The organism is Paenibacillus sp. UASWS1643 (assembly GCF_008693195.1).
Taxonomy (GTDB): Bacteria; Bacillota; Bacilli; order Paenibacillales; family Paenibacillaceae; genus Paenibacillus; species Paenibacillus amylolyticus_B.
Window position 1 is genome coordinate 1 of the sequence record NZ_VXKZ01000059.1, and the last position, 976, is coordinate 976.

The 976-nt window shown below is 40.0% G+C and carries 1 pseudogene; it reads left to right on the forward strand.

The annotated features are described in order from the left end of the window. Nucleotides 1-54: 54 nt before the first annotated feature. Nucleotides 55-744, forward strand: a pseudogene (locus FE296_RS00265) (DUF3387 domain-containing protein); the annotation flags it as partial. Nucleotides 745-976 lie beyond the last annotated feature (232 nt).

Genomic DNA, 976 nt, shown 5'->3' on the forward strand with positions numbered 1-976 from the left:
TAATATCATAACGGGAGAGCTTAGCTCAGCCTAAGGCGCAGAAAAATATTAGATCTTTTTAAGCTGGGGGAAAAAGGAGCGAAAAAGAAATCCAAGAAGGAAATTGAAGCTCGAGTTAATCAAATGCTCGAACGTTCAATCATTTCGGAAGATGTCATTGATGTTTTTGATAGTCTTGGGATTCAGCGCCCAGACGTCTCGATCCTCTCAGATGAGTTTTTAGAAGAAGTTCGTCATCTTCAGCATAAGAACTTAGCTGTAGAAATGCTCCGTAAACTACTTGAAGGCAATCTGAAAGTTATGGAGAAAAGTAATCTCGTAAAATCCGAAAAATTCTCCGAAAAACTGAAGAAAGCAATCAATAAATACCGCAATCAAGCCATTACTAATGCGGAAGTTATTGAAGAACTAATTAAGATGGCACATGAAATCAAACAGGCGAAGAAAGAAGAACAAGCCTTAGGACTAAATAGTGATGAAATCGCCTTCTATACCGCACTAACTTCCGATGAGATTGTTAAACAAATGATGGGTGATGAAACGTTAAAGAAGATCGCCCAGGAACTAACCACTGCTATCCGAAATAATATTACCATTGACTGGAGCGTACGCAAAAGTGCCCAGGCAGGGATGCGCCGTATCATCAAGCGATTGTTGAAGGAGTATGATTATCCACCAAAGCAAGCAAAAGAAGCACTGGAAGTTGTTATGAAGCAGGCGGAATTAATGTGTGAAAACATGTGAGGAAGGGCTTCAGCTTCTGCAGGAGGATCGAAGGTGTTGCAGTTGAAGATACTTATACAAATTAGAGTAAGAGATTAGTTAAGAGGCTGATGCTAGCGGCTCTAAGGCCAAAAAATATTAACGTTACAAGTAGAGAACCTTGGGGATTTAATGCCAAGGTTCTTTCTTATGAAATGGGTACTAGAAGGTATAAAACCATACTCGTCATCCTCTCTATACAAAGGGCGACAAG